32 protein-coding genes and 1 tRNA gene are annotated in these 22,883 nt (G+C 66.1%); 9 read left to right on the plus strand and 24 right to left on the minus strand.

Features of this window, described 5'->3' with window-relative positions; translation table 11 throughout:
- Positions 1 to 984 precede the first annotated feature (984 nt).
- The 3 genes from ACFUTU_RS12855 to ACFUTU_RS12865 all read right to left on the minus strand — a co-directional run bounded on the left by ACFUTU_RS12855 (position 985) and on the right by ACFUTU_RS12865 (position 4,322).
- Positions 985 to 1,395 (minus strand): hypothetical protein, encoded by a 411-nt coding sequence (locus ACFUTU_RS12855; protein WP_314191979.1) that lies wholly within the window; start codon positions 1,393 to 1,395, stop codon positions 985 to 987.
- Positions 1,396 to 1,567: 172 nt separating this feature from the next.
- Entirely contained in the window at positions 1,568 to 2,377 is an 810-nt protein-coding gene (locus tag ACFUTU_RS12860) for a CPBP family intramembrane glutamic endopeptidase (protein ID WP_377964795.1), read from the minus strand.
- Positions 2,378 to 2,396: 19 nt separating this feature from the next.
- Positions 2,397 to 4,322, minus strand: coding sequence for a DHH family phosphoesterase (locus ACFUTU_RS12865; protein ID WP_377964797.1), 1,926 nt, complete (start codon positions 4,320 to 4,322; stop codon positions 2,397 to 2,399).
- A gap of 206 nt (positions 4,323 to 4,528) precedes the next feature.
- On the opposite strand from ACFUTU_RS12865, the gene ACFUTU_RS12870 reads away from it, so the two are divergent.
- The gene (locus ACFUTU_RS12870) at positions 4,529 to 4,864 is read left to right on the plus strand and encodes an Lsr2 family protein (RefSeq protein WP_193593403.1); all 336 of its coding nucleotides are present in this window, start codon (positions 4,529 to 4,531) and stop codon (positions 4,862 to 4,864) included.
- 125 nt (positions 4,865 to 4,989) lie between these two features.
- Here ACFUTU_RS12870 and ACFUTU_RS12875 read toward each other — a convergent pair whose 3' ends face one another.
- The gene (locus ACFUTU_RS12875) at positions 4,990 to 5,478 is read right to left on the minus strand and encodes an SLOG family protein (protein ID WP_377964800.1); all 489 of its coding nucleotides are present in this window, start codon (positions 5,476 to 5,478) and stop codon (positions 4,990 to 4,992) included.
- A 168-nt stretch (positions 5,479 to 5,646) separates the two neighbouring features.
- Positions 5,647 to 5,979, minus strand: coding sequence for a hypothetical protein (locus ACFUTU_RS12880; RefSeq protein WP_377964802.1), 333 nt, complete (start codon positions 5,977 to 5,979; stop codon positions 5,647 to 5,649).
- Between the two features lie 2,141 nt (positions 5,980 to 8,120).
- On the opposite strand from ACFUTU_RS12880, the gene ACFUTU_RS12885 reads away from it, so the two are divergent.
- The 6 genes from ACFUTU_RS12885 to ACFUTU_RS12910 all read left to right on the plus strand — a co-directional run bounded on the left by ACFUTU_RS12885 (position 8,121) and on the right by ACFUTU_RS12910 (position 12,846).
- Positions 8,121 to 8,570 (plus strand): hypothetical protein, encoded by a 450-nt coding sequence (locus tag ACFUTU_RS12885; RefSeq protein ID WP_377964804.1) that lies wholly within the window; start codon positions 8,121 to 8,123, stop codon positions 8,568 to 8,570.
- A gap of 52 nt (positions 8,571 to 8,622) precedes the next feature.
- Positions 8,623 to 9,936: a hypothetical protein gene (locus tag ACFUTU_RS12890; RefSeq protein ID WP_377964806.1), complete on the plus strand. Its 1,314-nt coding sequence runs from the start codon at positions 8,623 to 8,625 to the stop codon at positions 9,934 to 9,936.
- Positions 9,933 to 10,373, plus strand: a complete 441-nt coding sequence (locus ACFUTU_RS12895) for a hypothetical protein (protein ID WP_377964808.1) — start codon at positions 9,933 to 9,935, stop codon at positions 10,371 to 10,373. Before ACFUTU_RS12890 ends, ACFUTU_RS12895 begins: the two co-directional genes overlap by 4 nt.
- 3 nt (positions 10,374 to 10,376) lie before the next feature.
- Positions 10,377 to 10,850 (plus strand): hypothetical protein, encoded by a 474-nt coding sequence (locus ACFUTU_RS12900; RefSeq protein WP_377964810.1) that lies wholly within the window; start codon positions 10,377 to 10,379, stop codon positions 10,848 to 10,850.
- A 235-nt stretch (positions 10,851 to 11,085) separates the two neighbouring features.
- Positions 11,086 to 12,543, plus strand: coding sequence for a M50 family metallopeptidase (locus tag ACFUTU_RS12905; protein ID WP_377964812.1), 1,458 nt, complete (start codon positions 11,086 to 11,088; stop codon positions 12,541 to 12,543).
- A gap of 90 nt (positions 12,544 to 12,633) precedes the next feature.
- Positions 12,634 to 12,846 carry a hypothetical protein gene (locus ACFUTU_RS12910; RefSeq protein WP_377964814.1) on the plus strand — a complete coding sequence of 71 codons (213 nt, stop codon included), beginning with the start codon at positions 12,634 to 12,636 and terminating at the stop codon, positions 12,844 to 12,846.
- A 111-nt stretch (positions 12,847 to 12,957) separates the two neighbouring features.
- Here the strand turns inward: ACFUTU_RS12910 and ACFUTU_RS12915 are convergent, their stop codons facing one another.
- The 6 genes from ACFUTU_RS12915 to ACFUTU_RS12940 all read right to left on the minus strand — a co-directional run bounded on the left by ACFUTU_RS12915 (position 12,958) and on the right by ACFUTU_RS12940 (position 15,448).
- Positions 12,958 to 13,143 (minus strand): hypothetical protein, encoded by a 186-nt coding sequence (locus ACFUTU_RS12915; protein ID WP_377964816.1) that lies wholly within the window; start codon positions 13,141 to 13,143, stop codon positions 12,958 to 12,960.
- Positions 13,144 to 13,239: 96 nt separating this feature from the next.
- Positions 13,240 to 13,962: an HD domain-containing protein gene (locus tag ACFUTU_RS12920; protein WP_377964818.1), complete on the minus strand. Its 723-nt coding sequence runs from the start codon at positions 13,960 to 13,962 to the stop codon at positions 13,240 to 13,242.
- A 155-nt stretch (positions 13,963 to 14,117) separates the two neighbouring features.
- On the minus strand, positions 14,118 to 14,378 hold the full coding sequence (locus tag ACFUTU_RS12925) for a hypothetical protein (RefSeq protein ID WP_377964820.1): 261 nt from the start codon (positions 14,376 to 14,378) through the stop codon (positions 14,118 to 14,120).
- A gap of 36 nt (positions 14,379 to 14,414) precedes the next feature.
- Entirely contained in the window at positions 14,415 to 14,795 is a 381-nt protein-coding gene (locus ACFUTU_RS12930) for a hypothetical protein (RefSeq protein ID WP_377964822.1), read from the minus strand.
- 5 nt (positions 14,796 to 14,800) lie between these two features.
- On the minus strand, positions 14,801 to 15,142 hold the full coding sequence (locus tag ACFUTU_RS12935; RefSeq protein ID WP_377964824.1) for a hypothetical protein: 342 nt from the start codon (positions 15,140 to 15,142) through the stop codon (positions 14,801 to 14,803).
- 66 nt (positions 15,143 to 15,208) lie between these two features.
- A complete protein-coding gene (locus tag ACFUTU_RS12940; protein WP_377964826.1) occupies positions 15,209 to 15,448 on the minus strand; it encodes a hypothetical protein in 240 nt (79 codons plus the stop codon).
- A 250-nt stretch (positions 15,449 to 15,698) separates the two neighbouring features.
- Here ACFUTU_RS12940 and ACFUTU_RS12945 point away from each other — a divergent pair, with 250 nt between their 5' ends.
- A complete protein-coding gene (locus ACFUTU_RS12945; RefSeq protein ID WP_377964828.1) occupies positions 15,699 to 15,920 on the plus strand; it encodes a hypothetical protein in 222 nt (73 codons plus the stop codon).
- Positions 15,921 to 15,984: 64 nt separating this feature from the next.
- Here ACFUTU_RS12945 and ACFUTU_RS12950 read toward each other — a convergent pair whose 3' ends face one another.
- From ACFUTU_RS12950 to ACFUTU_RS13005, 12 genes are all read right to left on the minus strand, one after another.
- A complete protein-coding gene (locus tag ACFUTU_RS12950) occupies positions 15,985 to 16,578 on the minus strand; it encodes a hypothetical protein (protein ID WP_377964830.1) in 594 nt (197 codons plus the stop codon).
- A gap of 152 nt (positions 16,579 to 16,730) precedes the next feature.
- On the minus strand, positions 16,731 to 17,069 hold the full coding sequence (locus tag ACFUTU_RS12955; RefSeq protein ID WP_377964832.1) for a hypothetical protein: 339 nt from the start codon (positions 17,067 to 17,069) through the stop codon (positions 16,731 to 16,733).
- A 37-nt stretch (positions 17,070 to 17,106) separates the two neighbouring features.
- On the minus strand, positions 17,107 to 17,748 hold the full coding sequence (locus ACFUTU_RS12960; RefSeq protein WP_377964834.1) for a thermonuclease family protein: 642 nt from the start codon (positions 17,746 to 17,748) through the stop codon (positions 17,107 to 17,109).
- Between the two features lie 155 nt (positions 17,749 to 17,903).
- Positions 17,904 to 18,206: a hypothetical protein gene (locus tag ACFUTU_RS12965; RefSeq protein WP_377964836.1), complete on the minus strand. Its 303-nt coding sequence runs from the start codon at positions 18,204 to 18,206 to the stop codon at positions 17,904 to 17,906.
- A gap of 17 nt (positions 18,207 to 18,223) precedes the next feature.
- Positions 18,224 to 18,532 carry a hypothetical protein gene (locus ACFUTU_RS12970; protein WP_377964838.1) on the minus strand — a complete coding sequence of 103 codons (309 nt, stop codon included), beginning with the start codon at positions 18,530 to 18,532 and terminating at the stop codon, positions 18,224 to 18,226.
- 62 nt (positions 18,533 to 18,594) lie between these two features.
- A tRNA-OTHER gene (locus ACFUTU_RS12975) sits at positions 18,595 to 18,740 on the minus strand.
- 536 nt (positions 18,741 to 19,276) lie between these two features.
- Positions 19,277 to 19,507 (minus strand): hypothetical protein, encoded by a 231-nt coding sequence (locus ACFUTU_RS12980; protein ID WP_377964840.1) that lies wholly within the window; start codon positions 19,505 to 19,507, stop codon positions 19,277 to 19,279.
- Positions 19,504 to 19,767, minus strand: coding sequence for a hypothetical protein (locus ACFUTU_RS12985; RefSeq protein ID WP_377964842.1), 264 nt, complete (start codon positions 19,765 to 19,767; stop codon positions 19,504 to 19,506). The genes ACFUTU_RS12980 and ACFUTU_RS12985 overlap by 4 nt, the downstream gene beginning before the upstream one ends.
- A gap of 174 nt (positions 19,768 to 19,941) precedes the next feature.
- Positions 19,942 to 20,433, minus strand: coding sequence for a single-stranded DNA-binding protein (locus ACFUTU_RS12990; RefSeq protein WP_021473537.1), 492 nt, complete (start codon positions 20,431 to 20,433; stop codon positions 19,942 to 19,944).
- 242 nt (positions 20,434 to 20,675) lie between these two features.
- Positions 20,676 to 20,936 carry a hypothetical protein gene (locus tag ACFUTU_RS12995; protein WP_377964845.1) on the minus strand — a complete coding sequence of 87 codons (261 nt, stop codon included), beginning with the start codon at positions 20,934 to 20,936 and terminating at the stop codon, positions 20,676 to 20,678.
- A 19-nt stretch (positions 20,937 to 20,955) separates the two neighbouring features.
- Positions 20,956 to 21,195 carry a hypothetical protein gene (locus ACFUTU_RS13000; protein ID WP_377964847.1) on the minus strand — a complete coding sequence of 80 codons (240 nt, stop codon included), beginning with the start codon at positions 21,193 to 21,195 and terminating at the stop codon, positions 20,956 to 20,958.
- Positions 21,195 to 21,518 (minus strand): hypothetical protein, encoded by a 324-nt coding sequence (locus ACFUTU_RS13005; protein WP_377964849.1) that lies wholly within the window; start codon positions 21,516 to 21,518, stop codon positions 21,195 to 21,197. The genes ACFUTU_RS13000 and ACFUTU_RS13005 overlap by 1 nt, the downstream gene beginning before the upstream one ends.
- A gap of 774 nt (positions 21,519 to 22,292) precedes the next feature.
- Here ACFUTU_RS13005 and ACFUTU_RS13010 point away from each other — a divergent pair.
- A complete protein-coding gene (locus ACFUTU_RS13010; protein WP_377964851.1) occupies positions 22,293 to 22,469 on the plus strand; it encodes a hypothetical protein in 177 nt (58 codons plus the stop codon).
- Positions 22,470 to 22,505: 36 nt separating this feature from the next.
- Here ACFUTU_RS13010 and ACFUTU_RS13015 read toward each other — a convergent pair whose 3' ends face one another.
- On the minus strand, positions 22,506 to 22,817 hold the full coding sequence (locus ACFUTU_RS13015; RefSeq protein ID WP_377964853.1) for a hypothetical protein: 312 nt from the start codon (positions 22,815 to 22,817) through the stop codon (positions 22,506 to 22,508).
- Between the last annotated feature and the right edge of the window lie 66 nt (positions 22,818 to 22,883).

Below are 22,883 nucleotides of genomic sequence, written 5' to 3' on the forward strand. Positions count from 1 at the left end.
CGACACGACGAGAGCGTGCGGTCTGGAATGAGAAACAGCGACTCCGGGGGCGTATGCCCCACGGAGCCGCTGGCTTCTCGTGCTCGAGCACTCCCCCGCGGGCGGCGTAAGCCGCCCGACCACTTGGTCGGGGTTCGGGGAGTTCTTCCGACCGGCCGGCCGGGAACCTCCAGGGCTGGTCTCCCGCTGCCGCAGAGAGCCGGTATACCCCCTATGGGTACCGGAAGGTGTACCACTTGACGTGGTACACCTATTTCCCCTGGTCAGCCGGGGATTTCAGGATTTCTCCAAACGGGGTGTACCACGTGGAGATTTGCACGTGGTACAGGCGTTTGCCCTGGTCAGACGGGCTTTTTATACCCCCTGTACCACTTGTACCACTAAATAAAGAGTAGATATATGCGCAGGGGGGATAAGAGCTCTTACTGGCTGGACGACCGGTCGGAATGCGTCCTTCGCGCACATATGTAAACACCCGGAATGTGGTGGTACTCGTGGTACATCGGCCGGAAACGCTGATCTACCAAGGCAAAGCGGCGTACCACGTCCGCTCGGGCACGTGGTACAGACTTCCTTGGCCAGGGTCGCCCGACAGGCCGTTTGAGCAGGCCAGTACTGGGATCGGGAGGTGTACCACGACACGTGGTACACCTCGGAGCTGCGTCCTCACGCGCCGCCGGGCATCAGGTCCTGACGGCCCTGACGGGAGCGATCGCGATGGGCCTGCCGTCCTGGCCGTCCGGGCTTTCGAGTGATTCGAGACAGATCTGTGAATGGATGCGGGAATGCCGCCACGATTGCATTGCACATGATGAATCGACACTGATAGAGTGGGCATCGGTGTTAGGGTCAGGAACCGTCACCAGGTGTTGTTGTCACAGGAACGTGAAAACAGAAAGGCCGGAGAAGCATCCCCGTGGGAAGGGAGCTCTCCGGCCTTTCTGCGCGTTCACGCTGGTGCGAGGCGCTGGGTGCGCCGGCCGCTTAGAAGGCGACCGCGCTGCGGCCTCGCCGGTATCCCGCATAGGGGGACTCGGGTATGTGGGCACGGACCCGGTGGCCGTCCTCGACGGCGTACAGGATCTCGTAGGTGATGGAGACGTTGCGGTTGCAGGGCATCACACCCTGCCTCCGGCGCATCTCGAGCTTCCGGAAGCCGGCGACGGACTCGGCGCGTTCGAAGAAGCGGGCGAGCATCTCGCGGGCGCGTTCGTGCGCCTGCTCGGCCGTGAGGCCGCTGGTGCTCATGGCGAAGAAGTGCATGGACCCTCGATCGAAGGTCGGCCTCTCACCGGTGTCGAAGTCGCGGGCGAACCGCGCACGGCGCACTTCGCTGTCGCTGGGGCGCACGAGCCGGCCCTGCGCGTCGTACACGCACTTGTTGACGACTGCCATGGTGGGTCCTCCTCCTCTCAGGTCTGGCTGATGAAAATCCTTCAGCCAATCCCCCGGTGACCGGATCACCCCGGTCACCCGAGAGCAGGCCCTCCGGAGCGACCGTCGGCCCACAGCCGAGTGGTCGCCCCCGGAGGGCACCATCGTCAATCCTGCACATTGAGCCCGGACGCTATGCTGCCTGTGGCTCGTTTTCCCTGCCTTCTCCCCTGTCGTCCCGTGCAGGCCCGGCGGGTGCCGCCAGGCGGTACACCGCCAGGGCACACCCGAGGAACGCCGCGGTCATCAGCAGCGCTGAGACGGGGTTCGCCAGTGCGCCCAGCAGCTGGGCGGGGACCAGGACGGCCGCGAGGTTGAAGGCCAGGTGAAGCAGCACGCACGGCCACAGGACACGGGTGCGCTCGTAGACCAGCGCCAGCAGCACCGCCAGAGGCAAGGTGGCAGCAAACTGGACGACATTGGCGTGCAGCAGGCTGAAGCCGGCTGCAGTGACGAGCACTGCCGCGACGACGCCGACCCTGCGCCGCAGCAGCGGGTAGAGCAGGCCGCGGAAGAGCATCTCCTCGGCCACTGGTGCTGCCACCAGCGCGAGCAGGAGGGCCACGGCCGGACCGGCGTCTGCCCTGGCCCGGGTCGATTCATCGAATCCCGCCGAGCCGCCCAGGGTATAGAGCCACAGTGCCAGGGACTGGCCGGCGAGGAACGCCAGCGCCAGGCACCCAAGCACTGTCCGGGTGAAGCGCGGCGTCCCAGCCATCGGTAGGGCCGTCGGCACGTTGGCGAACCACCGGGGCCGGAAGAGCCTGGCAACGCCGACGAGCAGCGCTACCAGGCCTCCGAGCACCGCGGTACCCAGGACGGGCTCTCCGACCACGGAAACTACGACAAGGCCGAGTCCCAAGTAGGCGGCGAGCACGCTGAGGGGCACGAGGACACACCACGCAATGGAGACGAGCCGGGACTTGATCGGTGGAGCGGGCATCCCCGCCTCCTTTCCGTGGTCAGGCAGACGCGGGGATCTGCTCTTCGATGACGGCCTGGACGCGGGTCTCGCCCCGGAAGGTGTTCAGCTGCAGCTTCGCGATGAAGCGCAGCGTACCGACCTCGGTGCGGCTGGCCGACCGGGTCAACTGCGCGATCTCCGGTTCCTTCTCCTCGGCGACGTTCCACCACAGGCAGGACAGTCCGGACCTGGTGACCAGCCGCAGATGCTTCTTGCACAGGCGGCACACGCGGTAGCCGCGGGCATTGGTCATCAGGTTGGCGTCGGTGCGTTCGTGGCCGCAGTCGGCATCGGAGCCGATCCTGTCCACCCGCAGCCCGAGAGGCTCGACAGCGATTTCGACCACCGGCTCGACGAAGCCATGGCCGAAGGGCCGCAGCGCTTCCACACGCCGGACGAAGCCGACCAGAGGCTCGAGGTCGTCCAGGCCGGCATCGCAGTCCCGGTCCGGGCCCAGGACCAGGTCGGCCCGGCGATCATCCTGGACGGCAGCCAGCAGGGCAACCTGTGTGGCCTCCCGCAAGGCTTCGACCAGACCGTCGAGCAGTTCAGCCCGGTCGACCTTGACGCCGCAGGCCTGCTGGTGGCCGATGGCGCGCATGCCGTCCTGGTGCTCGAGCGTGTCGATGATGCCGAACCACGACGGTGCCCGGCCGGAGCCGCTGACGTAGTCATCGGGCCCCGCGGGACGGTTGAGCACGACAACCGGGTGGCCGTGACGCTCCATCAACCGGTTGGCGAGCAGGCCGTACATGCCCGGGTAGGCCTCGGAGAAGTAGACCCAGGGAGCCAGCGGCTGATCACCTTCCTCGAGCTCCAGGGTGTGGACCTCGACAAGCTCCTTGCGGCTCTCGTTGGTCGCGATGACCTGGTGTGCCGCCTCGAGCATCAAGTCCTGGTCAGGGGCAGTGAACACGCCGAAGCAGGGCGCGAGCGGGTCGCCCGTGCGGCGCGGGGAGTTCATCGCCGGCGCGAGATAGAACCCATAGAAGCCCTCGTCGATACTGTCGATGTCGCGGACCTTGCCTGCCTGGCCGAAGGCCTTCAGCAGGACCGCGAAGCCCTCGAAGGCCCGGACGAAGGCCGGGTGGTGCGGGTCAACGCGCAGCAGCTGCATCAGAGTCGACTGTCCGACGTCGATTGCCTCGGGGTCCGGGTCGAAGCCCCAGGGGGTCGGGACCGTGCGCGGTGCGGGCGCATACAGCAGCCGTGCGATGGACAGCGAGTCGCGCACCAGCTGCCGGTTCTCGTACAGCACGGGCATGACGTCGGAGACGGTGCCCAGGCCCGCGAACAGGCGCAGCAGGCGGATCTCCCAGAGCTTCTCCGGCCGGTGGACGCGGGCATAGGCCTCCAGCACCTGGTAGAGCACGTGCGCGCCGCAGATGCCGGTGTTGGCGTAGGTCTCGTCCATCCGGCAGGGATCGACGGTGACGTCGGCGCTCGAACCGGGTTCGAGTTCCTCGTGATGGTCGGTGACCAGGGTCTTCCACCCCAGGGCCCGGGCGGCGGCGATCCCGCGGTGGGAGTTCACTCCCCCGTCACAGGTCAGCAGCACCTTAGTGTCCGGCCACGTCGCGGCGATCTCTGCAATGTCTTCGGGAGTGAGGTCGTGGCCTCGGCGGTAGTCGGGCAGGTGCAGCTCGACGTCGAAGCCGAGCTCTGAGAGTCCGGCGTAGCCGAGCACACCGGAGGAGATCCCGTCCATGTCGAAGTCGGGGGCGATGGTGACCTTCTGGCCGGCGGCCCGGGCGTCCTCCAGGGCCTCGACCATCTCGGCCAGGCCCAGGAGCTCGTCGTGTTCAGCTGATTCAATCTCGCGGAGGTACTCGTCGGTCCATCCGCGGCGCTGGCACATCAGGGCGAACAAGTCGACGCCATCGTCCGTCAGAGGATGGTCGTCGACGGTCTGGAGAATGGTCATGGCGGGGGCCTCTCGATCGTGTCGAATGGTCGGATTACAGGGGTGGCGAAAGACACCCGCTGGTAGTGTGATTTTAGCAGTGTGACATGCTGAATATGCTGGTATAGCAGCGTTTTCGGCCTATAATGAAGGCATTCGAAAGATCTGTCGTTCTGGCGCGCCCAAAGACTTCTCTAAGGCGGTTCGGATCGTCTACCATTCAAGACATGGCTATTCGAAATATTGTGGAGTCGGACATCAGTGGCAAGCCGGATGCTGCCACAGTCACCTTCGGACTGGGCGACACCTGGTTCGAGATAGACCTGACCGACGAAGAGCGCAAAGAGCTTGAGAAGAATCTCAAGGAATACATCAGTAAGGGTCGAAAGGCCACTAAGAAGGGCGAGAAGAAACGACTCGTGCCTGAGACGACGCCCGAGGAACGCGAGGAAATCCGTAAGTGGGCGCGCGAGAACGGCCATGAAGTGCCCGAGTTCGGTCGCATTCCGAAAGCTGTCATGAAGGCTTACGACGAGGCACACGGCATCGAGCGGACTCTCTAGTCCACCTTTTCCGCAGTCTTTCGGGCCATACCGGAGAGACCTCCGGCCACCTTATCGCATCAAGGATCAACAGCCCTGCAGCACCAGCTGCAGGGCTGTTGTCATGTCCAGGGACGGGGTACCTGTCAGAACGACGGCAGGCGCGGGTGGATGACGTCCTCGACATCGATGCCTGCAGCCAGGGCGCGGGAGCGGGCGTGCACGGTGCCATGTGAGAAGTGCCCCGGCGATCGGGGCATCAGCTGCTGCTGGCCGGTGCGCTGATCGCACTTGCTGCACAGGTCCAGGAAGGCGGCGACACGGACCTGCGCTCCCCCGGCGCGCATGGCGATGAGGGCATCGACCATCCGCTGGTTCCGGGTGAAGCCTGCCGCCTTGGGCTCAGCACTCCAGTCGGCGGGGAACTCGATCACCTCGAAGCCGGCGGCCCTCCACAGCCGCTCGGCCATGGTGTCAGCGCCCTTGGGGCAATGCCCTGAGAGGAGCACAGGGCGGGCAACCGCCGACGGCCCCCAGGCTCTCCAGGCTTCGTTGAAAGCAGCCTTCATGGCCTCTTCGGCGTCCCAGGTCCGGGAACCCGTCACGAGCAGGGCGTGGCTGAATCCACTGGTCATCGCGATGCCTCCAGGCTGGTCACCGGGGTCATCGGCATAGAGCCCTCCGGGGCCGGTGCGGTGGCAGTCCGGATCGTGGCACTAGTCTGTCGCTGCATCATTCGCGTCCTCTTTCGCCGCAATGTTTTCCGGAATAATTCCCGATGGTCATTCTCAGTCGGCAGCTCACTACGCGGCAGCTGCCGATGCCTGGGCTCTGTCGACCCTGGCAGCGCCGCGTTCGTAATGGACTGCCACCCGGACCTTCCGGTCCTCGCTGAGCGGCGCGACGTGCAGGGTGTATCCACCGTCCTTGTCGCGCTCGAGATAGGCGACGCAGACCGTGCCACTCTCTTCATCGTCGAAGTCGACCTTGCCGAAGTTCTCCGCCGGGGTCACCTCAGTAACTCGCTCCCCGTAGGGGATCCACGGCTTGGCCTCGCACCTGGCTCCGGTGTCGTAGGGCGATAGCTGCGGCTGTGGCCGGCGTGCGGACCTGGATGCCTTCCGGGTGTGTGTCATGACGATGCCTCTGTTTCTCGGGATGCAGGTGTCGGGCATCGAGTGCAGGTCCCGCCAGGGGTCCGCGGCGACTCGATGTACGGTCCAGCTCCCGTGCCAGCTCCGCTGGCCTGACGGCCTACTGGTCAACTGTGTCGGGACCTGCCCCGACTGGGCCGCGCAGCGGGCCGGCCGACGGGCCGTCCTCCTCGGACGAACCTGGTGCGCAGCGCCAGGTGATCCACCGCCTGGCTGCACCCTCTGCCGCGTCCACCTGTGGGCAAATGCGGCGGGGCAGGCGGGGGGCATCCTCCTCTCAAGCGCAGCGCTGGGCATAGCCGGAGGGAGCGCAGCGACTGACGGACCGGCGAGCGAAGCGAGCGGTGGAACCTGTCGGCTATGCCGACCAACAGCGTCTCGAAGCGCAGCGAGAGACCGGAGCGAAGCGGAGGGTCCGCAGGACCGCTGTTGCCAGGTTTCCTTATGCCCTTTTCCTCTCTTGCCGCCATTTCGCCATTCCACGGCTGGAGCGTTAGCGGAAGCCTGGAATATCAGGGGAAACGACCCGTACACCCTTGACCCGTACACCCCCTCTCCATCCGCGCAGCGGGTGTACGGGTCATGTCGTTTCCCTTGGATTCTCGGGCTTTTGGGCGTACAGCCCTTTTGCCGTCCGCTGCAACGCCGTACGGGTGCATCTTCCGCACCACCGTGAGGCACGAGCGGGTACCCGTACGGGTCCTCACACGTAGCGTCAGCGACGTCGGGCGCAGCCCGTTCTGTCCCCTGGTGCATCCTGCTGCCGCAGGCGCATCAGACGCGGCGCGAAGCAGTCCACCACTCCCCGCGACCTGTCGCGTCAGGCTGTGGAAAACTCTGCTGTGACAGCACTGCCCTGATCTGTTGGTGCGCTTGCCGCACCGGCGTGCGTGCGCTCGTTCCGGCTGTGTTTCACCGTCGCGCCAGCACCTGTCGCACCGCGTCCGAGGCGGGCCCACAGCGCTCTCTTGCCGGTGCCTGTTCGAGGCCGGTCACTTCTCCCCCCTGGCGGCAACTGCACCCACGGATGAGCGACAGCGAGTCCTTGCCGTCCACCGCCCGGCCGGTCTCTCGTGAACGCATCAGAAGAGGAGTTTTTCCGGGAAGCACGCCAGCCTCCCTGGACCCACCTGAGCCGCAGCTTCCACAGCGTCACCGAGCCGTCCGGGTCTCCCACCAGGTGCAGCTTCCTGGAGGGGCTCACGGGTTCTCGCCCTCTGGACACCCACCGCCCGTGAGGCACGGAAGGAAGCGGAGTCTTTTCCCTGTCGCTCCATGCGGGGCTCTACAACCCGGCTCGCCTTTTCCCTCCGCTCTCCCTGCGGCCCCCGGGCGGGTCGGTGACGCCACGGGCGCAACCACAGCTGCTCCACCCTGTTCCGACATCTCCTCCGCTCGCTCCGCCGACGTTCCCAGGACTGCCTCGACGTGCCGCCGGCGGGTGTTCCAGGCATTGATCAGGGCCCTGATCGCTGGACTCCTTATGGTCCCGGAGTGGACAGATCATGTCCCAGCATGGCCAGACAGGGACACAGACAAGACCCATACAAGACCCGAGAGAGTCCAGAAAGGCCAGTCGGACCCCATTGAGTGCCGGATGGCGCACATCGGGGCTGCTTCAGGCGCACGTCTGGTCCCTTGGTGGTCTTTTGCGGGTCTGCGATGGCCCGGTTCATGTGGGTGGACTGTTGCTGGTCCCTTCGAGGGCTTGCCCGTGTCCCAGCCGGGACCACTGAGCGCCCGCCGATGTGCGGTGGCCTGATCGAGGTCTTTTGCTGGACCGCAGTGGACCGCGTGCCGGTCCCGGGTGCGCCCTTGATGAGTCCAGTGTCGCCTGACTCCGTGGCTGCCCCCTGGCCTTCTGCGGGTCCTGCCGGCGGCTCCCGCAGGTCCCGCCGTGGCCACGAATCATTCCGCACGATCCTGGCTCGATTCACTGGTGGCCTTTTGCGGGTCTCGGCGTGGTCCTTGCAGAGACCATTGAAAGACCAGTAGAATGATGACTGATAAATGAGTCGAAAGGTCCCCGACTGGCAGTAGCGCCTCGCGGACCGCACATGAGAGGGGGCCGCGATGACCGAGGACAGTGTCCATCAGTACGAGGGCGCAAGGGGGTGCCCGAGATGACCGACAAGGCCGAGCCGCGGCGTCTGCGGTGGAGCGTCCCGCGGGCCGACGAGTCGACGAACCGGTGGCTGGACGAGCAGTATGACATCTCGCGCTCGCTCCAGCTGCTGATCCGCGAGTCCATCCAGCGCGACGGCTACATCGACGTGGTCAACCGTCCCGTCGAGCAGCTGCCCCGGCGAGGACGCCCGCCGCAGGGCGAGCAGGATCCCGGGCGCACCGAGGACCAGGCCCAGGACGACGAGGGGCAGAACGACACCGACAGCCAGGGTGAGAGTCGTGACGAGGCTGCTGTGCCTGTTGCTGCTTCTTCAGAGCCCGTGCAGCGCGTCGAGACCGCCCAGGCTGTTCAGCCGCCGCCCGCGCCTCCTGTCCGCGAGCCGCACCCCGTTCCCGCCAGTGAGCCTTCGGTCCCTTCGGGGCTGGACGCCTTCCTCACCCGCTGATCCGCACCGCACTTCCTGAGACACCGACTTCCTGACTGAGAGGGACACAACCATGAGCAACACCCGCACCGCCGAGAAGACCATGCAGCTCACTGGCGGCATCGACGTCGGCAACGGATACGTCAAGGGCGTCATTCGCGGCGAGGTCCACGGCAAGGAGGTCTTCGACACCATCGATCTTCCTTCGGCCGTGGTGAGCACCTCGCGCTCCACGCCGAAGGTGCCCGAAGCTGACACCGATGCCTTCAAGATCGTGGTGGAGGACGACTTCTACAACCGCGTCGCCGCCTCGTTCACCACTCCCCTGATCGGGCACTCGGACCTGCGCACCTTCGGCCGCGCGGCCTTGAGCACCCCGGGGTCGAAGTTCACGCAGTTCGAGGTCCTCGGATCCCGTTCGAAGGCCGACCAGGAACTGAGCTCGGTGCTCGTCCTGGGCGTCTTCGCCGCCAAGGCCCTGCGCGACTACGTCCGCGAGCACGGCGCGCTGCCGGACCGCGAGCTGCGCGCCACGGTGCGCGCCGGCCTGGCCCTGCCGATCGCCGAGTACGTGCAGCGCCGCAGCGCCTATGCTGCACAGTTCGTCGGACTCCTGGGCGCAGCTGACCCCACGGTGCACCTGGTGACCGTGAAGAACTTCTCCACGCCGGTCACCGTGCGCCTGCAGTTCGAGGATGTGCAGGTCCTTCCCGAAGGTGCGTCCGCGCAGTTCGCGATCACCGACAAGGGCGCGCCGCTGGCGCAGGCTCTGTTGGATGACCTGCGGGCCTCGGACCCCGAGGAGGCAGCGCGCCTGCAGGGCGTCACCGCCGAGCTGCTGGTCGGTGTGCGCAACACCGTCGGCGTCGACGTCGGCGAGGGCACCGTGAACTTCCCCGTCTTCACCGACGGCGCGTTCAACTCCGAGGCGGCCAGCACGCTGGACCAGGGCTACGGCACCGCGCTGACGAACGCCCTGGACCGCATGAGCACGAGCGGCGACAAGGACTTGCGCTTCAAGAACCGCAAGGCGCTGGCAGACTTCCTGCAGCAGGAGCCCAGCGTCTTCCTCCAGGGTCGGTTTGATCGCGCCGCCGGCTACGTCTCCGAGGAGGCCGAGTACCTGGCCGAGGAGATCGGCGCACGCTTCGAAGACGTCCTCGCCGAGGTCGGTGGCACCACCGAAGTGGTGTACGTCTACGGCGGCGGCTCCGGCCCGATCAAGGAGATCCTGCGCCCGGTCCTGCAGAAGGCCGCTGGCGGCATCCCGGTGCTCTACCTCGACGCGGCGTACTCGCGCCACCTGAACCGCGAGGGCCTCTACCTGGCGGCGAAGGCCGTCGAGGTCCAGAAGCCCGAGGGCAAGCGCAGCAGGGCGGCAGCGTGATGGATGCGCATAAACCCTCCGTGGCCGTGACTGAGTTGCTGGCCCTGCAGGACGAGCAGGGCCAGCTCCTCGGCCGGCTGGCTGAGCTCGATGCGCGCCGGGCGGAACTTCTTGGCTCGCTGGCAGGGGCTCCGGCCCTTGCCAGCGGGGAGCCCGACGGGCACGTTGCACCTGACGATGAGGCGACGGAAGAATTGCCGGAGGTCGTGGTGCACAAGGGCGTCGAACTTGGCGGCCACGTGATGGTCGACGAGGACGTCTACGAGGACGTGCACACGCCGCCGCGGGTTTACGTCTTCGAGGAGTACGACTCGGAGGCAACCGCCGATTCGAACTGCACGCTCGTCGAGGTGGCGAGTGGTGACTGGACGGTCCGCGGCATCGGCGAGCTGGTGCCCGTCGATGACGCCGCCGTGGACGTCGGCCAGGAGAGCTGAGCCGTGGCTGCGCCGGTCAACTATTCCACGAAGATCTCGGCGGCGCAGACGGTCGCCGAGATGCAGGCGCTGCTCGCGCAGCACGGGGCCCGCCGGATCAGCGTCGACTATGACGCCTCCGGCGTGCCCAGTTCCCTGGACTTCCTGCTCGCGACGCCGCATGGCCAGCGCAGCTTCTCTCTTCCAGCCAGCGTCGACCGCATGGAGGCACTGCTGCAGAAGGAAGACGCCGCCGGCCGGTTGAAGGCGGGATCGCGCGCGGAGCGGACCAGCCGGGCGCAGGCTGAGCGTGTTGCCTGGCGCGTCATGAAGACCTGGCTCGAGGCGCAGCTCGCGCTCGTGGCCGCCGGGATGATCGACGTCGACCAGGCGCTGCTGGCGTTCCTGCAGGTCGACGCGGCGGGCCGGACGCTTTACGAGGTCTACAGGGAGCGCGAGGCGGCTGCCCTTGAGCTGACGCGCGGTGACTCGGACTGACCCGGGTCCGCGCGGGCAAAGAGCCCTTCCTGATCACCGAAAGGCGTTCAGGAAGGGCTCTTTGCACCTCTCGGCATCAATACACTGTCCTGTCTCAATGGCATTCGTCATGAGAGAATTGACGTATACGAGTCGATGCGTACTGTCATTTCCATAGCGCACCGACAGATGAGGCACGACGAGGGGATGCACCGATGAGGATTGCACAGAGCCGGCCCGACGGTGGGTGTACGCCGTGACGGGTCCGGAGATTGCCCTGTACGCGCTCGGAGTGGTGATCTTCCTCGCTGCGATCCTTGTCTCGATCGCGCTGCACGAGCTGGGGCACCTCTACTTCGCGAAGAAGTTCGGGTGCCGGGTGAGCCAGTACATGGTTGGCTTCGGCCCGACGGTCTGGTCCCGGAAGAAGGGTGAGACCGAGTACGGCATCAAGCTCGTCCCGCTCGGCGGCTACGTGAAGATCATCGGCATGTTTCCGCCCGAGACGGACCGCGAGCAGCAGATTTCCCGCGGCGAGCAGGTGCCAGCATCCGCGCCGGCACACCAGGAACATTTCAGCGAAGCTCACAGCGGCGTCCTCGTCGCAGCCAGCGCCGCGACTCCGGACGCGCCGCTCACGCTGCGCAAGTCCAACACGGGCCTGTTCGCGCAGATGGTCTCGCAGACCCGGGCAGCCGAATTCGAGCTCGTGGAGCCCAGGGACGCTGACCGGCTGTTCTATAAGCTGCCCGCGCCGAAGAAGATCCTGGTGATGCTGGCCGGCCCGGGCGTGAACATCGCCCTGGCGTTCCTGTGCTTCCTCTGCGTCTACGGCATTTACGGTGTGCACTCGGTTGAGCCGACCGGCCGCCCTGCGGTCTCTGTCGTCTCCGACTGCGTGATCCCCCAGGACGCCAAGCGCACTGCGTGCCAGGACAGCGACCAGGTCTCCCCCGCCCGGGCGGCCGGGCTTCAGCCCAATGATTTGGTCGTCAGCTTCAACGGCCAGCCCGTGGCGTCCTGGTCCCAGCTGTCGGACCTGATCCACGCCAACGGCAGCAGCGTTGCCGTCATGGAGGTGGAGCGCGACGGCAAGCTCGTCAAGCTCCAGGCGGCGCACACGATCGCCATGCCACGGGACCTCGACGGTGAGGGTCCAGGGCAGACTGCGACCGTCGGCTTTCTGGGTGTCGAGCCGGAGTCCCGCGAGGTGGTGACCAGGCACGGCCCGGTCTACACGCTGGAGCGCATGGGCGAGATGACAGGACATGCCGTTTCGTCCATCGTGCAGCTGCCCGCCCGGGTCTACAACGTCGCCCAGGCGATCTTCGGCCAGGGCGAGCGTGCCCAGGACGGGCCGATGTCGGTCATCGGTGGATCCAGGCTCGCCGGCGAGGTCGCGGCGTCGACCAGGCCCGGCCTCGACATCGGCGGCAAGGCAGCACTGCTGGGGCTGGTGGTCGGCTCGTTCAACCTCTTCATCGGGGTGTTCAACCTGATCCCGCTGCTGCCGCTGGACGGCGGCCACATCGCGGGCAGTGCTTTCGAAGGGACCAGGCGCTGGCTGGCCCAGCGGCTCCGCCGTCCTGATCCCGGTCATGTCAACGTCGCCCGGCAGCTGCCGGTCGCCTACGTGATCGGCTTCGCGATGCTGTCGATGAGCCTGGTGCTCATGGTCGGCGACATCGTCGTGCCGCTGAAGTCGGGGCTCTGATGGGACCCGCACCAGCCCTCGACGGGACCACACCGAGACCATCCACAGCCCAGTACCAGACCACACACCGACCAGAAGGGATGCAGACCCATGACCGACCACGATGAGACCCCGAAGAGTCCAGCAGGGGGCCCCGACAAGACCAGTAAGAAGCCACAGAGCCGCGTCTCCCGGCTGCGGCAAATCTACGAGGAGCGGCCGGCGACCTTCGCCGTTGGTCTTATCGGCGTCTCCGCACTGCTGTTCCTGTGCGGCGGGATCCTCTCCGGTGACGTGCGCCTGCCCTTCAGCTCCGGCTGGTAGCCGGAGCCACCAGCCGCGCTGAGAGGCAAGAGACCTGCAAAAAAGAGAGACCCCGTCGCCGGAGCTGATGCTCCTGCGGTGGGGTCTCTGCTGTAGGGCTGGTTCCCTGGTTCAGGGACGGTCGGGCCTGCGGATCACTTTGACCGGCAGCACTGCTTCCATGGCCATGAATTTGAGGAAGGCCTTCACGCAATCGGGACAGATGAAGAACCACGGCTGGATGTAGTGGAATTTCAGGGTCCGCCATACGTGGGCCTCCGGGTCGTAGTTGTCGGAGTTTTCATGGACAACGTCCAACTCCGTCTCGGTTCCACAGCGATCACACGAGGTGAGAGTTACCTGCCTGCTTCCCATCAGGTTCCTTTCTGAATTTTGCGGCGTGCGGCACGCTGATCAGTCGATGCCGTGTTCGGCTGACAGGGCTGCGAGATCGTGGCTGAGATCTTCCATTGCGGAGATGGCAGCCATGGTGCACTGCTGGGTGGCAGGGCAGCAGAGCGAGTGGCGCAGACCTGCTCCGACGATCTCGACGGCCGGCATGTACTTGAAGAGCATGCGGTACATGCGTGAGTCCTGGCCGTGGCCGAGCTGGTGGCGGATGGATCCTGCGTTGTCCTTCAGGTCGCTGGCCTTGATGAGCATCGCCCGGGAACCGGAATTGGCAAGCCGCGTGAGGTGCTCCTCGTAGGAGGTGCTGCCGTTAGGGGTGGTCACCGCACCAACGAGCACTGAGACGCGCCGGCCGTACCGCCGTGCCAGGCAGCCCAGGGCATTCTCACCCGGCTGGCCGAACGCAGCAAGCAGTTCTTCGCTGCAGTCCTCGACGACATCATGCAGCAGTGCTGCGGCAATCAGTTCAGCGTCAGTGACACCCCAACGCAGCAGCCGCAGTGCCACACGCAGCGGATGCTCGATGTACGGCACCCGGGGCATGTCTCCCCTGACGAAGCGGGTTTGCTTCCGGTGCAGGAACGAGGCCGTCGCAGCTGCGCCGGTCACGAGCTCGGTGTTCACAGCTCCGGGCATCAGGCGCTGGATCTCCCGCTCGAGTTCGAACACGAGCATCGCCGGGTCCATGTGCTTGAGCGGGACACGCGTCGTGGTCAGGGTGGTCATGGCTCTTCCTTTGTTCGGGATGATTCTCTTGCTGTTGCAAAACACCAGGCGCTGCCCCGCAGCGCGTGAACCCGCCTCAGAGTCAGAGCGAGAGCCCCGGCTCCGCACCGGAGCGCAGGAGCCGGGGCTCTGGTGGGATCAGGCAGGACGACTGGTCATTCGTGCTGGTCCGACTGGGTGCTGTTTTGCCTGCGCTGCGCGGCCCAGGTCTTCAGGCCCAGAAGTCCAGCAGCCCAAACCGCACCGGACAGAACCACGAGCACCACGCTCGCCGTCCAGTGGCCGGTCCAGGCGCTGGCTGCGATCGCGGGCAGCAGGGTGAGGACGTTCAGTACGATCCCCGTGATGAGGAGCGTCCTGCCGACACTCCGGAGGATCCGCTCGCGGCGGCCGGTGGTCTGCATCGTCTCAGGCATGGTGGTTCACGCTCCTTCGTCGTGGGATCTGTCCTCTCAGAGCTCGATCCGCTTGCCGCGGGCGAGCTCGGCAGCGGGGATGCTCAGCCGGTAGCCGCCGACCGGATAGCTGGGGTGGTCACTGGCGACGACCGCGCAGTTCCACCAGCCGGCGTGGCGCTTGCGGGGACGGGGTTCTTCCTCGCCCTCGGTGCGGGCCTCGCCGCGGAACTCGATGGGCACCACGACGACGCGGTGGCCTGAGCCCCGCTCAGTGGCGTGCCAGGGCAGCTCGATGAGCAGGTCCTGGGGCCACTGCTCGATGGTGACCGGCAGCTTGGACAGCTCGTGGTTGACCGAGCCCTCGGGCGACTGCGCAAGGCGCTGCGCTTCCTGCTCGGCTGTCTCGATGAATCCGATCTTTTCGAGGAAGGTCATGGCAATCAGGGCTCCTGGTTCATGGGGTGGGAAGTTGATGGGTCGGCCTCAGTGCTGGACTGGCCGCGGACGAGATCAGCCAGCGCCTGGGCGTAGGCTTCTTTGGCACGTTCGACGGCGGCCTGCTCGTAGAGCGAGTGGATCTTCTCGCCGGCGGCGATGCGGTCCTCGACCTCATCCATGGCCATGACGGCGGCTGCGAGCTGGACCCGGGCCTGTGCCTCGGCACGCCGCAGCTCCGGATGAAAGGCCTTGCCCATCGCGAGCCGGTGGACGGCGGCGACGCGTTGGGCTTCAGCCTCATGGTCCAGCTCGGGCACGGGTTCGGAAGTGGTGGCAGTGGACACAGTGATTACCTTCTGTCTGATAAGTCGTTTGTTCGATGCCGGACCTGGATCAGCTGCGCTGGTTCTCTAGCCCTCGGCCAGACGGCGGGCGGCCGCCTGGAAGTCCGCGAAGGTGATCTCGCGGTGTTCTGTGGGCGTGACATCGGCCAGGAACGCCGTGCCGCACCATCCGGCGAGGTAGCGCTGGCACAGCTCGCGATCGGCCTGGCGGGCCTGCTCGTCGTAGACGGGTGCGCTGACAACGAGAAGATCCGAGCCGAAGTCGAACGGCAGCGCGTCCTGCATGGGTGCGGTGATGGTGCTCATGGCGGTTCTCCTCGGAATCCTGTGGGGCACGGCGCTGTGCTGCAGGCCGTCCTTCGTCGATGACTCCTCCGTGACAGCTCCGCTGTCACCTCCACCGGTTGCATCTGAAAACGAAGAAGAAGAACAACAAGAAAGTCCCACAGGTCCTCGCCGGGGCAGCGCCGGCGATCCCGGATCGACACATATCCCCCACGCACACCCTCTGGGATAGGCTTTCGGCGAAATTGAGAATTCAAAAGGGGAGGAACTCGTGGCGGGAAGCGCGGTCTATGGCAAGGGGTATCACGCAGGAAAGCAGGATGCCCGTACAGAGGACCTGATCGCCGCGGGGGTCGTGGTGGTTGCCGGTCTTGTCATCTCCGGTGGCGTCAAGGTCTACCGGAAAGTCAAGCAGGCCCACGCAACCCGGCTGGAACAACGGATGAAGGATATCGACGACGGAGGTAACTCCGGAGATTCCGACCAGCAGTAGCCTTCGGACGCAGAAAAAAGAGACCCCACCGGCCGGAGCATGTGCTCCCGCGGTGGGGTCTTCTTCAGGCGAACGTTCTGTCTGTGGCGAAGTGCCCGTGCACGGCCTCGCGGGCGGCTGGGTACTCCTCGTACGGATCCGGGTAGGCAGCATCGAACCGGGCAGCCGTGGTGATGCCCTGGAATCGGAGCAGCTCCAGGAGATCCGGCAGGTCCTGTGCACGGCCGGAGAACTCGGCGGTGTCCGCGGCGATGATTTTGGCGCGGGTCAATGTGGGAATGCTGGCCAGCTGCAGCCTGATGCACTCGTATGTCGTGTCGTCGTCGATCCAGCGTGCCTGGTAAATCGAGGCCACGAGCTCAGCATCGTCGCCGTCCATGACGTTGTCGTTGTTGATCCAGTCGCGTTCCAGGTTCAACTCGTAGGCCACCTCGTGGATGGCCGCCATGACCTCTGGCGCGAAATCAGCTGTGACACTGTCGATGTCGACGGTGAACGCACGGTCGGCAGCGCGGATGCCGTACTTCATGAGCGCGAAACCGCCGATCGCACGGATCCGCACCGGGGCCTTCAGCTCCAGGCGCTTCAGCTTGGTATCGAGCACCTCGAGCGCCCGCTCCAGCTGGGCCAGGCTGCACTTGTGGTCGTCGTGGCTCATCGTGCTGCTCCTTCTGGTCAGGAAGGAGCGCCTGCCGTCCTTCGAGGCCAGATCCGGATCGGCTGTGCCGATCTGACGAGCCACCTGCGACAGCCAGCAAAAACACGAGCCCGGCACCAGGGGCTATCCCCCGAGCCGGGCTCTGTTCAGGCTCAGTGCATGTGTTCGATGCGCCTGGATCCGGACCCGTCCTGCAGGCCGGTGCCGCAGTCGTACCAGAAGCCGTTGGGCAGGCGGACCAGCGTGTGCGCCTCGCGTCCGGGCCAGTTGCCGGCGGCTGCGATCGCGGGCACCACACGGCGGTCCACCACGCTGCTCACGCCGATCTCCTCCACGACCTGTGGGTCGCGGACGTACTTCGTGGTGGAGCCGTTCCGAGGATCGCACGCGACCCGCTTCATCCAGGCGGGGTGGTCGAGGACCCTCTTGACGAGGACCTTGTCGCCGACCTTGAGCTCGTGCTGTTCAACGGGTGCTGTGGGGATGGGCATGTGGTTCTCCTGGTTCGTAGTCTGTGGTCGCAGCAGCTCAGCCGCGGCCGATGGACGAGCACTGTGAGTGCGCACCGGCGTGCTTGGCCACTGCCTTCTCGGCTGCCGTCCGGTACTCGGGGATCCGTTGGGGCTGCGGCTCGCCCTTGGGGAACCAGGGCATGGCGTAGCCGTCGGTGACCTGCTGTCGTGCGGCGTCGTTGTTGGCCGGGGTGGTGACGTAGGCCAGCGACCGGCCATAACGGTCGGTCCTGTCAGAGTCGGGGTCGAACTCGATGGTCACCGGCATGCCCTGCGGCAGGATGCCACCCAGATGGTCAGTGGCTGCCTCCGCGTCGCACTCGGGCACGGCGTCTTTGTGGTAGTTCATTTCGGGCGCGTCGATGCCCAGGAGCCTGACCGTGTGCTCGGGGATCCCGGTCGCCTCCAGCAGGCCGGCCACCGGCAGCACGGCGACCGTGTCGCCGTCGATGACGCGGATGACCTTGGTCTCCACGCTCGCTGGTGCGCTCGAGGTCACCTGCTCCGGGGCCTGCGCTGAGGCAGTGCTGGATGACGGTGGCGGTGTGCCCGGCAGGCCAGGGGCCATCGGCCGGTACTCGCAGCCGGTCAGCGTGACGATGCAGAGCATGGCGGCGATGAGGCCGCCGAAGACAGAGCGGAAGAGACTGCGCTTCATGGTCGGGTTCCTTGCTGAAGTGGTCGGTGAGCGGGCGTGCTTCTCCACGGATACGTCCGGGCCAGCTGCGCTGGCTGTTCCGGAACGAGAGAGACGAAAAACCGGACCCCCGGCCCTGAGCGGTGTGCTCGGAGCCAGAGGCCCGGTGATAGAGATCAGTTGCCTGCGGCGACGGATCCGGAGTCGATGGGTTCGACGATGAGGACGTTGTCGGGATCGCCGGTGAGCTCAGCGGCGAGCCGGCTCAGGGACTGGGCGTGGTCGAGCCTGTTGCCGGCCCAGACGCGCTGGCCTGCGTCGAAGTGCTCCGCGGCTTTCCTGGTCTCGCGTTCTGCACCGAGCGAGGCGATGTGCGCGAGCTTGCGGCGCACGTCGTCGCTGAGCTCGCGGATTACTGCGCTGCGTCCCTTGTGCGTCATGCCGAGCAGCATGCCGTTGCTGATGGGTCCGGTGTACATGGCGGTTTCCTTGCTGGTCAGAGTTGTTCCGGCCCACGGGAGACGAGCACGAGGCGCGAGCCGCGGACGAGGTGGGCGTCCCCGCCGACGGTGAGGACGTGGACAGTGCTGCCCACCGAGGGCCGCACCTGCTCGACGACGGCGGTGCCGCCGTCGAGATCAGGGTTCAGGTCGCGCAGGGCGACCCGGTCGCCCCGGCGCAGCATCCGGGCGCTCTTGCCGCCGAGGATGCGGTGGCGCTCGGTCGGGCGCAACAGAGCCTCCTGGACCGCAGGACCACCGTCTTTGACGATGTCGAGGAAGGCGGGGGTGATGGTGTCGGTCATGGCAGTGCCCTCCTGGCTGGTGCAGCTGGTGGATCAGGACAGGCCTGTACGGCCCGGGTCTGTGGCGCTCACGGGAATCGAACCCGTGACCTCTCGTGCGTCGCCCTGTGACGGGCCTGTCGCCTGGGTCTGCCCGACCAGGGATTGATGCGGAATCGAACCGCGGGCAGTCAGAACGCCGAGTGCTCTGCCGCTGAGCTAGAGCGCCGGAGCCGGAGCCCGTCTTGCGGGACCCGGCAGTGGTGAAAGAGGAAAAACAGGAAGCGCCTGCACCTCAGCGGACCTCGATGTATCCGCACTCCGGGCAGGTGTGGGTGCAGGCGCAACCGCGCCGGCGGGCCCGTTCGCGGGAGGTGGCGGGAGCGTCGGACTCCATCGGCGAGCCATCGTTGGGGCAGCTGAGACCAGACATGGCGGACCTCCAGTGAAGTGTGGGCAGGACGGGGACGTGGTCCTTCGTTGTCAGATCCGGATCGGCTGCGCCGATCCCCTCCGCACCGCCCAGGAACGAAACCTGAACGAAAAGACAGCGCCCCGCTACGCCGCTGCTGCCGGAAGGCAGAACAGGACGCGCGGGGCGCTGGTGGGCCGGAGCCACGGAGATCTCCAGGGACGCGCTGCGGGGATCAGCCACAACGCTGGGGAATCGAACCCGTTCCGTGGCCGGTCCGTGCAGTTGTCCACTGGCGCACGCTGATGATCAACCAGCGTGCTGCGGGATCGAACCGCTCTGCACGGAAGTTTTCAGTGACGGATCCCGACCGCGGCCTTGCACTGTCTGGTGAGGACCAGGAACTGGAAGAAGGCGACGGCAGCCGACTCACCGAGGAAGTAGTGCACTTCTTCGATCGTCATCCCACTGGCGTCGAAGTCGACGATCTGGGGATACGTCTCGGCGAGGATCCGCGCCGCCGCGGGAAGCCCGGCAGCCGGCTGAACCTCGACGGCGGGCTCGAGCTGGACAGCCAGGCTCATTTCGGGTCGTCCAGGTCCATCCGCCCGGTGACAGTGCGGAAGCGCTCGACGGGGCGGGAGCCGCCGTGATCGGCGACGAAGACCTGGCTGGCGTGCAGGCGCAGCTTCTGGATGACGGCGGTGACGACGTCGTCGACCATGGCCTCGACATCCGGTCCGGAGTGGTCGGTGATCACCGAGCCGACGAGGTCGGTAAGCCCTGCGCGCAGGGCCTGGTCGTGATCGGTGGCCTCGACGGTCGCGTCGGCGACGATCTGCATGGCGGAACTCCTTCTCTCGGCTGATGAAGTGGGGGCAGGGCAGGACAGTGGCCAGCGAAAGCGAATCCCCGTCCGAGCAGCGCGAGGCTCCTCGGACGGGGACCGCCGGCGTGCGTGAGCCGCCTATTCGGTTGTTATTCAGTTGTGGGCTGTGCTTGCTGCGGGGTGCGCTTCTCAGGAGAAGGGCAGTTCCTCGCTGTGGACGGCGCTGGCGACGGCCGGCTGCGGTGCGGCAGCGGCTGCCACGGGAGCCGGAGCCGGCTGGGTCTGGAGGGCCTGGTTCTGTGCCTCGGCGGCAGCCACGCGCTCGTTCACGCGGGCCTGGGTCACCGAGCGGGGCTCGAGGAACGTGATGTCCTCGACGACTGCCTTGAGCTCGAAGACCTCGACGCCGTTCTTGGTGTAGCGGTCCTGGCGCAGCTTGAGGTTCACGGCCACGAGGTCACCCTTGTGGATGCTCGCGAACGGGCCGATGCCGTTGGTGGTCGCGCGCACGAAAGCCTCGACCGGCACAGCGTCAGCGCCGCGGTTGCCCTGGCTGTCGGTGTAGTTGTGGTCGGCCATCAGGGTGAAGGCGACCTTCTTGGAGCCGTCCTGGTTGTTGAAGACAACCGGGTCCTTGGTCAGGCGGCCGATGACGGTGGCGGAGTTGCGGGGGTTCGACATGAGTGTTTCTCCTCGTTGTGCACGAAACGCGCGGGCAGTGTCCCTGCTCCGCGCGTGATGGTGAGTTGAAGTGTTCGGTTGTCTCTCAGACCCCCATCCGGATCAGCTGTGCTGATCAGACGATGATCTTTCGAATGAAGACTCGGATCAGCTGTGCTGATCGAGCGCTCCTCAGTGCTCCTTCCGGATCAACTGCGTTGATCCCAGATGGCCTTGCCTTGTCCTGCATTACGGGTCCCGCATCAGCTGTGCTGATCGGTCCCGGTCCTCCCGGTCCCCGGCCAGCCCGGTGCTGCCCCGAGATCCCAGAGTTCAGCCTCGATCTGGTCGGCCGCGGCGACGTCGCCGCTCGTGCAGGCCCGCCGGTAGTCCTCCTCCAAATACGCGACCCGCACGTCCCGCTTCGGGAACCGCCGCCGGAACAGCGACCAGCCCATCCACGCAACGCAGGTCATGAAGGCCAGAGTGGCGATGAAGACACCGGCGCTGATGACGTTGTCCATCGTGTTCCTCCTGTCTGCTTCAGACCCGCAGCCGCCGGCGGACCAGGTCCACGAGCGTCGGGTCGGGTGCTTGTCCCTGGGCCTGCTGCAGCTGCAGCCAGGCCAGGACGTTCTGCGTGTCTTGGGCCTCGAGCTGGCGGCGCTCGACCTCCAACTGCTCCTCACCGAGGGCGAGCATCCGCCGCTGGAGCTGTTCGATCTGTTCAAGGTGGTCAGTGCCCGCCTTCAAGACGCTCAGCGCCTGGGTGTCTGTAGTCATCAGAGCGTCACCTCGACTTCGTGGGCGGTAGAGGCGAACGGGCCGACGGTCACGGAGCGTACGATGCGCACGAGCCCCGCCTGCCGCAGGCTCTCTGCCAGGCCCGAGTGTTCGGACCAGTCCTTGATGAAGACGCGGCCTGGTGCCGGGACGAGCCCGTAGGCTTCGAGGTTGACCGAGACGCGCTCGGGACCTTCGTCGGTCATCAATGTCAAGGCACGGCGCTGGTCATCGTGGTGCAGCGATCCGCTGAGTACGATCGCGCTGAACTCGATGGTGACGCCGCATTTCACGACGGGTGCCGGGGCACTGGTCTGGCTCATGGTCTTCTCGCTCTCTGGCTCTGCATGGATAGGTTCAGCCGTGATGGCCCCCGAGCCGCCTCGGCTCTTTGCCGGACTGCTGTCTCTGCGCGTGGGCGAACGGGCACAGAGCGGGTCTGGCGCATCACGCGGCGGACCGGGGGTGAATGTGGTGCGGCGATGGGCCGCTGAAGGTCCTTTCAAGGGCCTGACGGGGACCAGGGCTCGCAGAGGTCTTCTCAGATCCCCTGCCCAGCCCAGTCATAGACCTCGGCGGGACCTTGGCGAGGGTCCGCTGGGGCCCGTTCGAGATGGACGTCAGGTGACGAGGGTCCTGAGCCATCGCCGGTACCTTCGTTGGTGGGCGCGCCCTCGGCAGAAGCTGTTTTGCGTTTCAGCATCACCCGATCGAATTCGGCGATGCACCACACGAGGCACAGGACAGCGGCCAGGGTAAGGGCGAGGAACCAAGCTCTGGGCAGGTGTCATGGAAAGCACAGGAAGGGCCCTTCGTAGATCGAATGTCGATCAGAATCCCGACGCAGCCCCGCTGCGTCAGAAATCCAGCCGACCTGCCGATCTGTGGGCACGGACATGAACTCCCAGCACATCGCAGACCCTGCTGGTAACGTGGGCGTATCCCGTCTGTCCCCCATCAGGCGGGATCTTTTTTAGTGAAGGACAGAAGTGCGACTTCGGGATTTCTTCGGCCGCCGCCGGGCACAAACCACATCAGAGTCGTCTCTCCCCGTGGCGGATGCCCCCACGAAACGAGAGCCGCTGACACCTGAACAGATGTCTGATCTGGAAGAGGCGTGGACGGAGCTCACCAAGGCTGCCAGCGACGCCGGCGTCAAGACCATCAGCGCCTGCACCCGGGACGGGAGTTCCTGGCAGGACGATCTTGAGGCTGTACGCACGGTTACGGCAGCGATTCGCGGTCGCGGAAGCAACGACTTGGCCGGCCGCTGAGGATTGCCAGACCGACGTTCTCTTGCGAACCAAGGGTCAGGAGGCCCGTCGGACGATGGTGTGCCCGCAGGTGAGGTAGGCGATGTCGTGGAGCGGGGCCGGGCCCCAGACGGGCTTCCAGTCCTCGGGCAGCGGCAGTGGCTCCGTCGTGCGGCGCACGACGTCCTGCGGCATGCCCGGGGTGCTGTACTCGAGATCGGGCACCGGATCGTCATTGGGGGTGCAGCCGGTGCACCATTCCTGCTCGGGCAGCAACGCAGCAGCGTTCTGCAGTTGGATCTGCTGTGCGATGGCGTCCGACGGCGGTGAGTCGTCGATGACGTCGTGGAGGGGGTGGGCAAGCGTCATGATGGAGTCCTTTGGTCTGTGTGCGGTCAGTGGGATGGGCGGGCTGGTTGCCACCGCGCCGGGGCT

The sequence above is a fragment of the Arthrobacter sp. NPDC057388 genome (assembly GCF_042668165.1).
Taxonomy (GTDB): Bacteria; Actinomycetota; Actinomycetes; order Actinomycetales; family Micrococcaceae; genus Arthrobacter.

What these genes read in the sequence shown, in the direction of transcription:
- ACFUTU_RS12855 (WP_314191979.1), bottom strand. Translation starts at nt 1,395, where the DNA reads ATGGCAGTCGTCAACAAGTGCGTGTACGACGCGCAGGGCCGGCTCGTG.
- ACFUTU_RS12955 (WP_377964832.1), bottom strand. Translation starts at nt 17,069, where the DNA reads ATGCCCATCCCCACAGCACCCGTTGAACAGCACGAGCTCAAGGTCGGC.
- ACFUTU_RS12885 (WP_377964804.1), top strand. Translation starts at nt 8,121, where the DNA reads ATGACCGACAAGGCCGAGCCGCGGCGTCTGCGGTGGAGCGTCCCGCGG.
- ACFUTU_RS12865 (WP_377964797.1), bottom strand. Translation starts at nt 4,322, where the DNA reads ATGACCATTCTCCAGACCGTCGACGACCATCCTCTGACGGACGATGGC.
- ACFUTU_RS12995 (WP_377964845.1), bottom strand. Translation starts at nt 20,936, where the DNA reads ATGGACAACGTCATCAGCGCCGGTGTCTTCATCGCCACTCTGGCCTTC.
- ACFUTU_RS12875 (WP_377964800.1), bottom strand. Translation starts at nt 5,478, where the DNA reads ATGACCAGTGGATTCAGCCACGCCCTGCTCGTGACGGGTTCCCGGACC.
- ACFUTU_RS12930 (WP_377964822.1), bottom strand. Translation starts at nt 14,795, where the DNA reads ATGACCTTCCTCGAAAAGATCGGATTCATCGAGACAGCCGAGCAGGAA.
- ACFUTU_RS12970 (WP_377964838.1), bottom strand. Translation starts at nt 18,532, where the DNA reads ATGACCGACACCATCACCCCCGCCTTCCTCGACATCGTCAAAGACGGT.
- ACFUTU_RS13015 (WP_377964853.1), bottom strand. Translation starts at nt 22,817, where the DNA reads ATGACGCTTGCCCACCCCCTCCACGACGTCATCGACGACTCACCGCCG.
- ACFUTU_RS12940 (WP_377964826.1), bottom strand. Translation starts at nt 15,448, where the DNA reads ATGAGCACCATCACCGCACCCATGCAGGACGCGCTGCCGTTCGACTTC.
- ACFUTU_RS12920 (WP_377964818.1), bottom strand. Translation starts at nt 13,962, where the DNA reads ATGACCACCCTGACCACGACGCGTGTCCCGCTCAAGCACATGGACCCG.
- ACFUTU_RS12980 (WP_377964840.1), bottom strand. Translation starts at nt 19,507, where the DNA reads ATGAGCCTGGCTGTCCAGCTCGAGCCCGCCGTCGAGGTTCAGCCGGCT.
- ACFUTU_RS12870 (WP_193593403.1), top strand. Translation starts at nt 4,529, where the DNA reads ATGGCTATTCGAAATATTGTGGAGTCGGACATCAGTGGCAAGCCGGAT.
- ACFUTU_RS12965 (WP_377964836.1), bottom strand. Translation starts at nt 18,206, where the DNA reads ATGTACACCGGACCCATCAGCAACGGCATGCTGCTCGGCATGACGCAC.
- ACFUTU_RS13005 (WP_377964849.1), bottom strand. Translation starts at nt 21,518, where the DNA reads ATGAGCCAGACCAGTGCCCCGGCACCCGTCGTGAAATGCGGCGTCACC.
- ACFUTU_RS12985 (WP_377964842.1), bottom strand. Translation starts at nt 19,767, where the DNA reads ATGCAGATCGTCGCCGACGCGACCGTCGAGGCCACCGATCACGACCAG.
- ACFUTU_RS12890 (WP_377964806.1), top strand. Translation starts at nt 8,623, where the DNA reads ATGAGCAACACCCGCACCGCCGAGAAGACCATGCAGCTCACTGGCGGC.
- ACFUTU_RS12880 (WP_377964802.1), bottom strand. Translation starts at nt 5,979, where the DNA reads ATGACACACACCCGGAAGGCATCCAGGTCCGCACGCCGGCCACAGCCG.
- ACFUTU_RS12925 (WP_377964820.1), bottom strand. Translation starts at nt 14,378, where the DNA reads ATGCCTGAGACGATGCAGACCACCGGCCGCCGCGAGCGGATCCTCCGG.
- ACFUTU_RS12990 (WP_021473537.1), bottom strand. Translation starts at nt 20,433, where the DNA reads ATGTCGAACCCCCGCAACTCCGCCACCGTCATCGGCCGCCTGACCAAG.
- ACFUTU_RS12910 (WP_377964814.1), top strand. Translation starts at nt 12,634, where the DNA reads ATGACCGACCACGATGAGACCCCGAAGAGTCCAGCAGGGGGCCCCGAC.
- ACFUTU_RS12860 (WP_377964795.1), bottom strand. Translation starts at nt 2,377, where the DNA reads ATGCCCGCTCCACCGATCAAGTCCCGGCTCGTCTCCATTGCGTGGTGT.
- ACFUTU_RS13000 (WP_377964847.1), bottom strand. Translation starts at nt 21,195, where the DNA reads ATGACTACAGACACCCAGGCGCTGAGCGTCTTGAAGGCGGGCACTGAC.
- ACFUTU_RS12950 (WP_377964830.1), bottom strand. Translation starts at nt 16,578, where the DNA reads ATGAGCCACGACGACCACAAGTGCAGCCTGGCCCAGCTGGAGCGGGCG.
- ACFUTU_RS13010 (WP_377964851.1), top strand. Translation starts at nt 22,293, where the DNA reads ATGTCTGATCTGGAAGAGGCGTGGACGGAGCTCACCAAGGCTGCCAGC.
- ACFUTU_RS12960 (WP_377964834.1), bottom strand. Translation starts at nt 17,748, where the DNA reads ATGAAGCGCAGTCTCTTCCGCTCTGTCTTCGGCGGCCTCATCGCCGCC.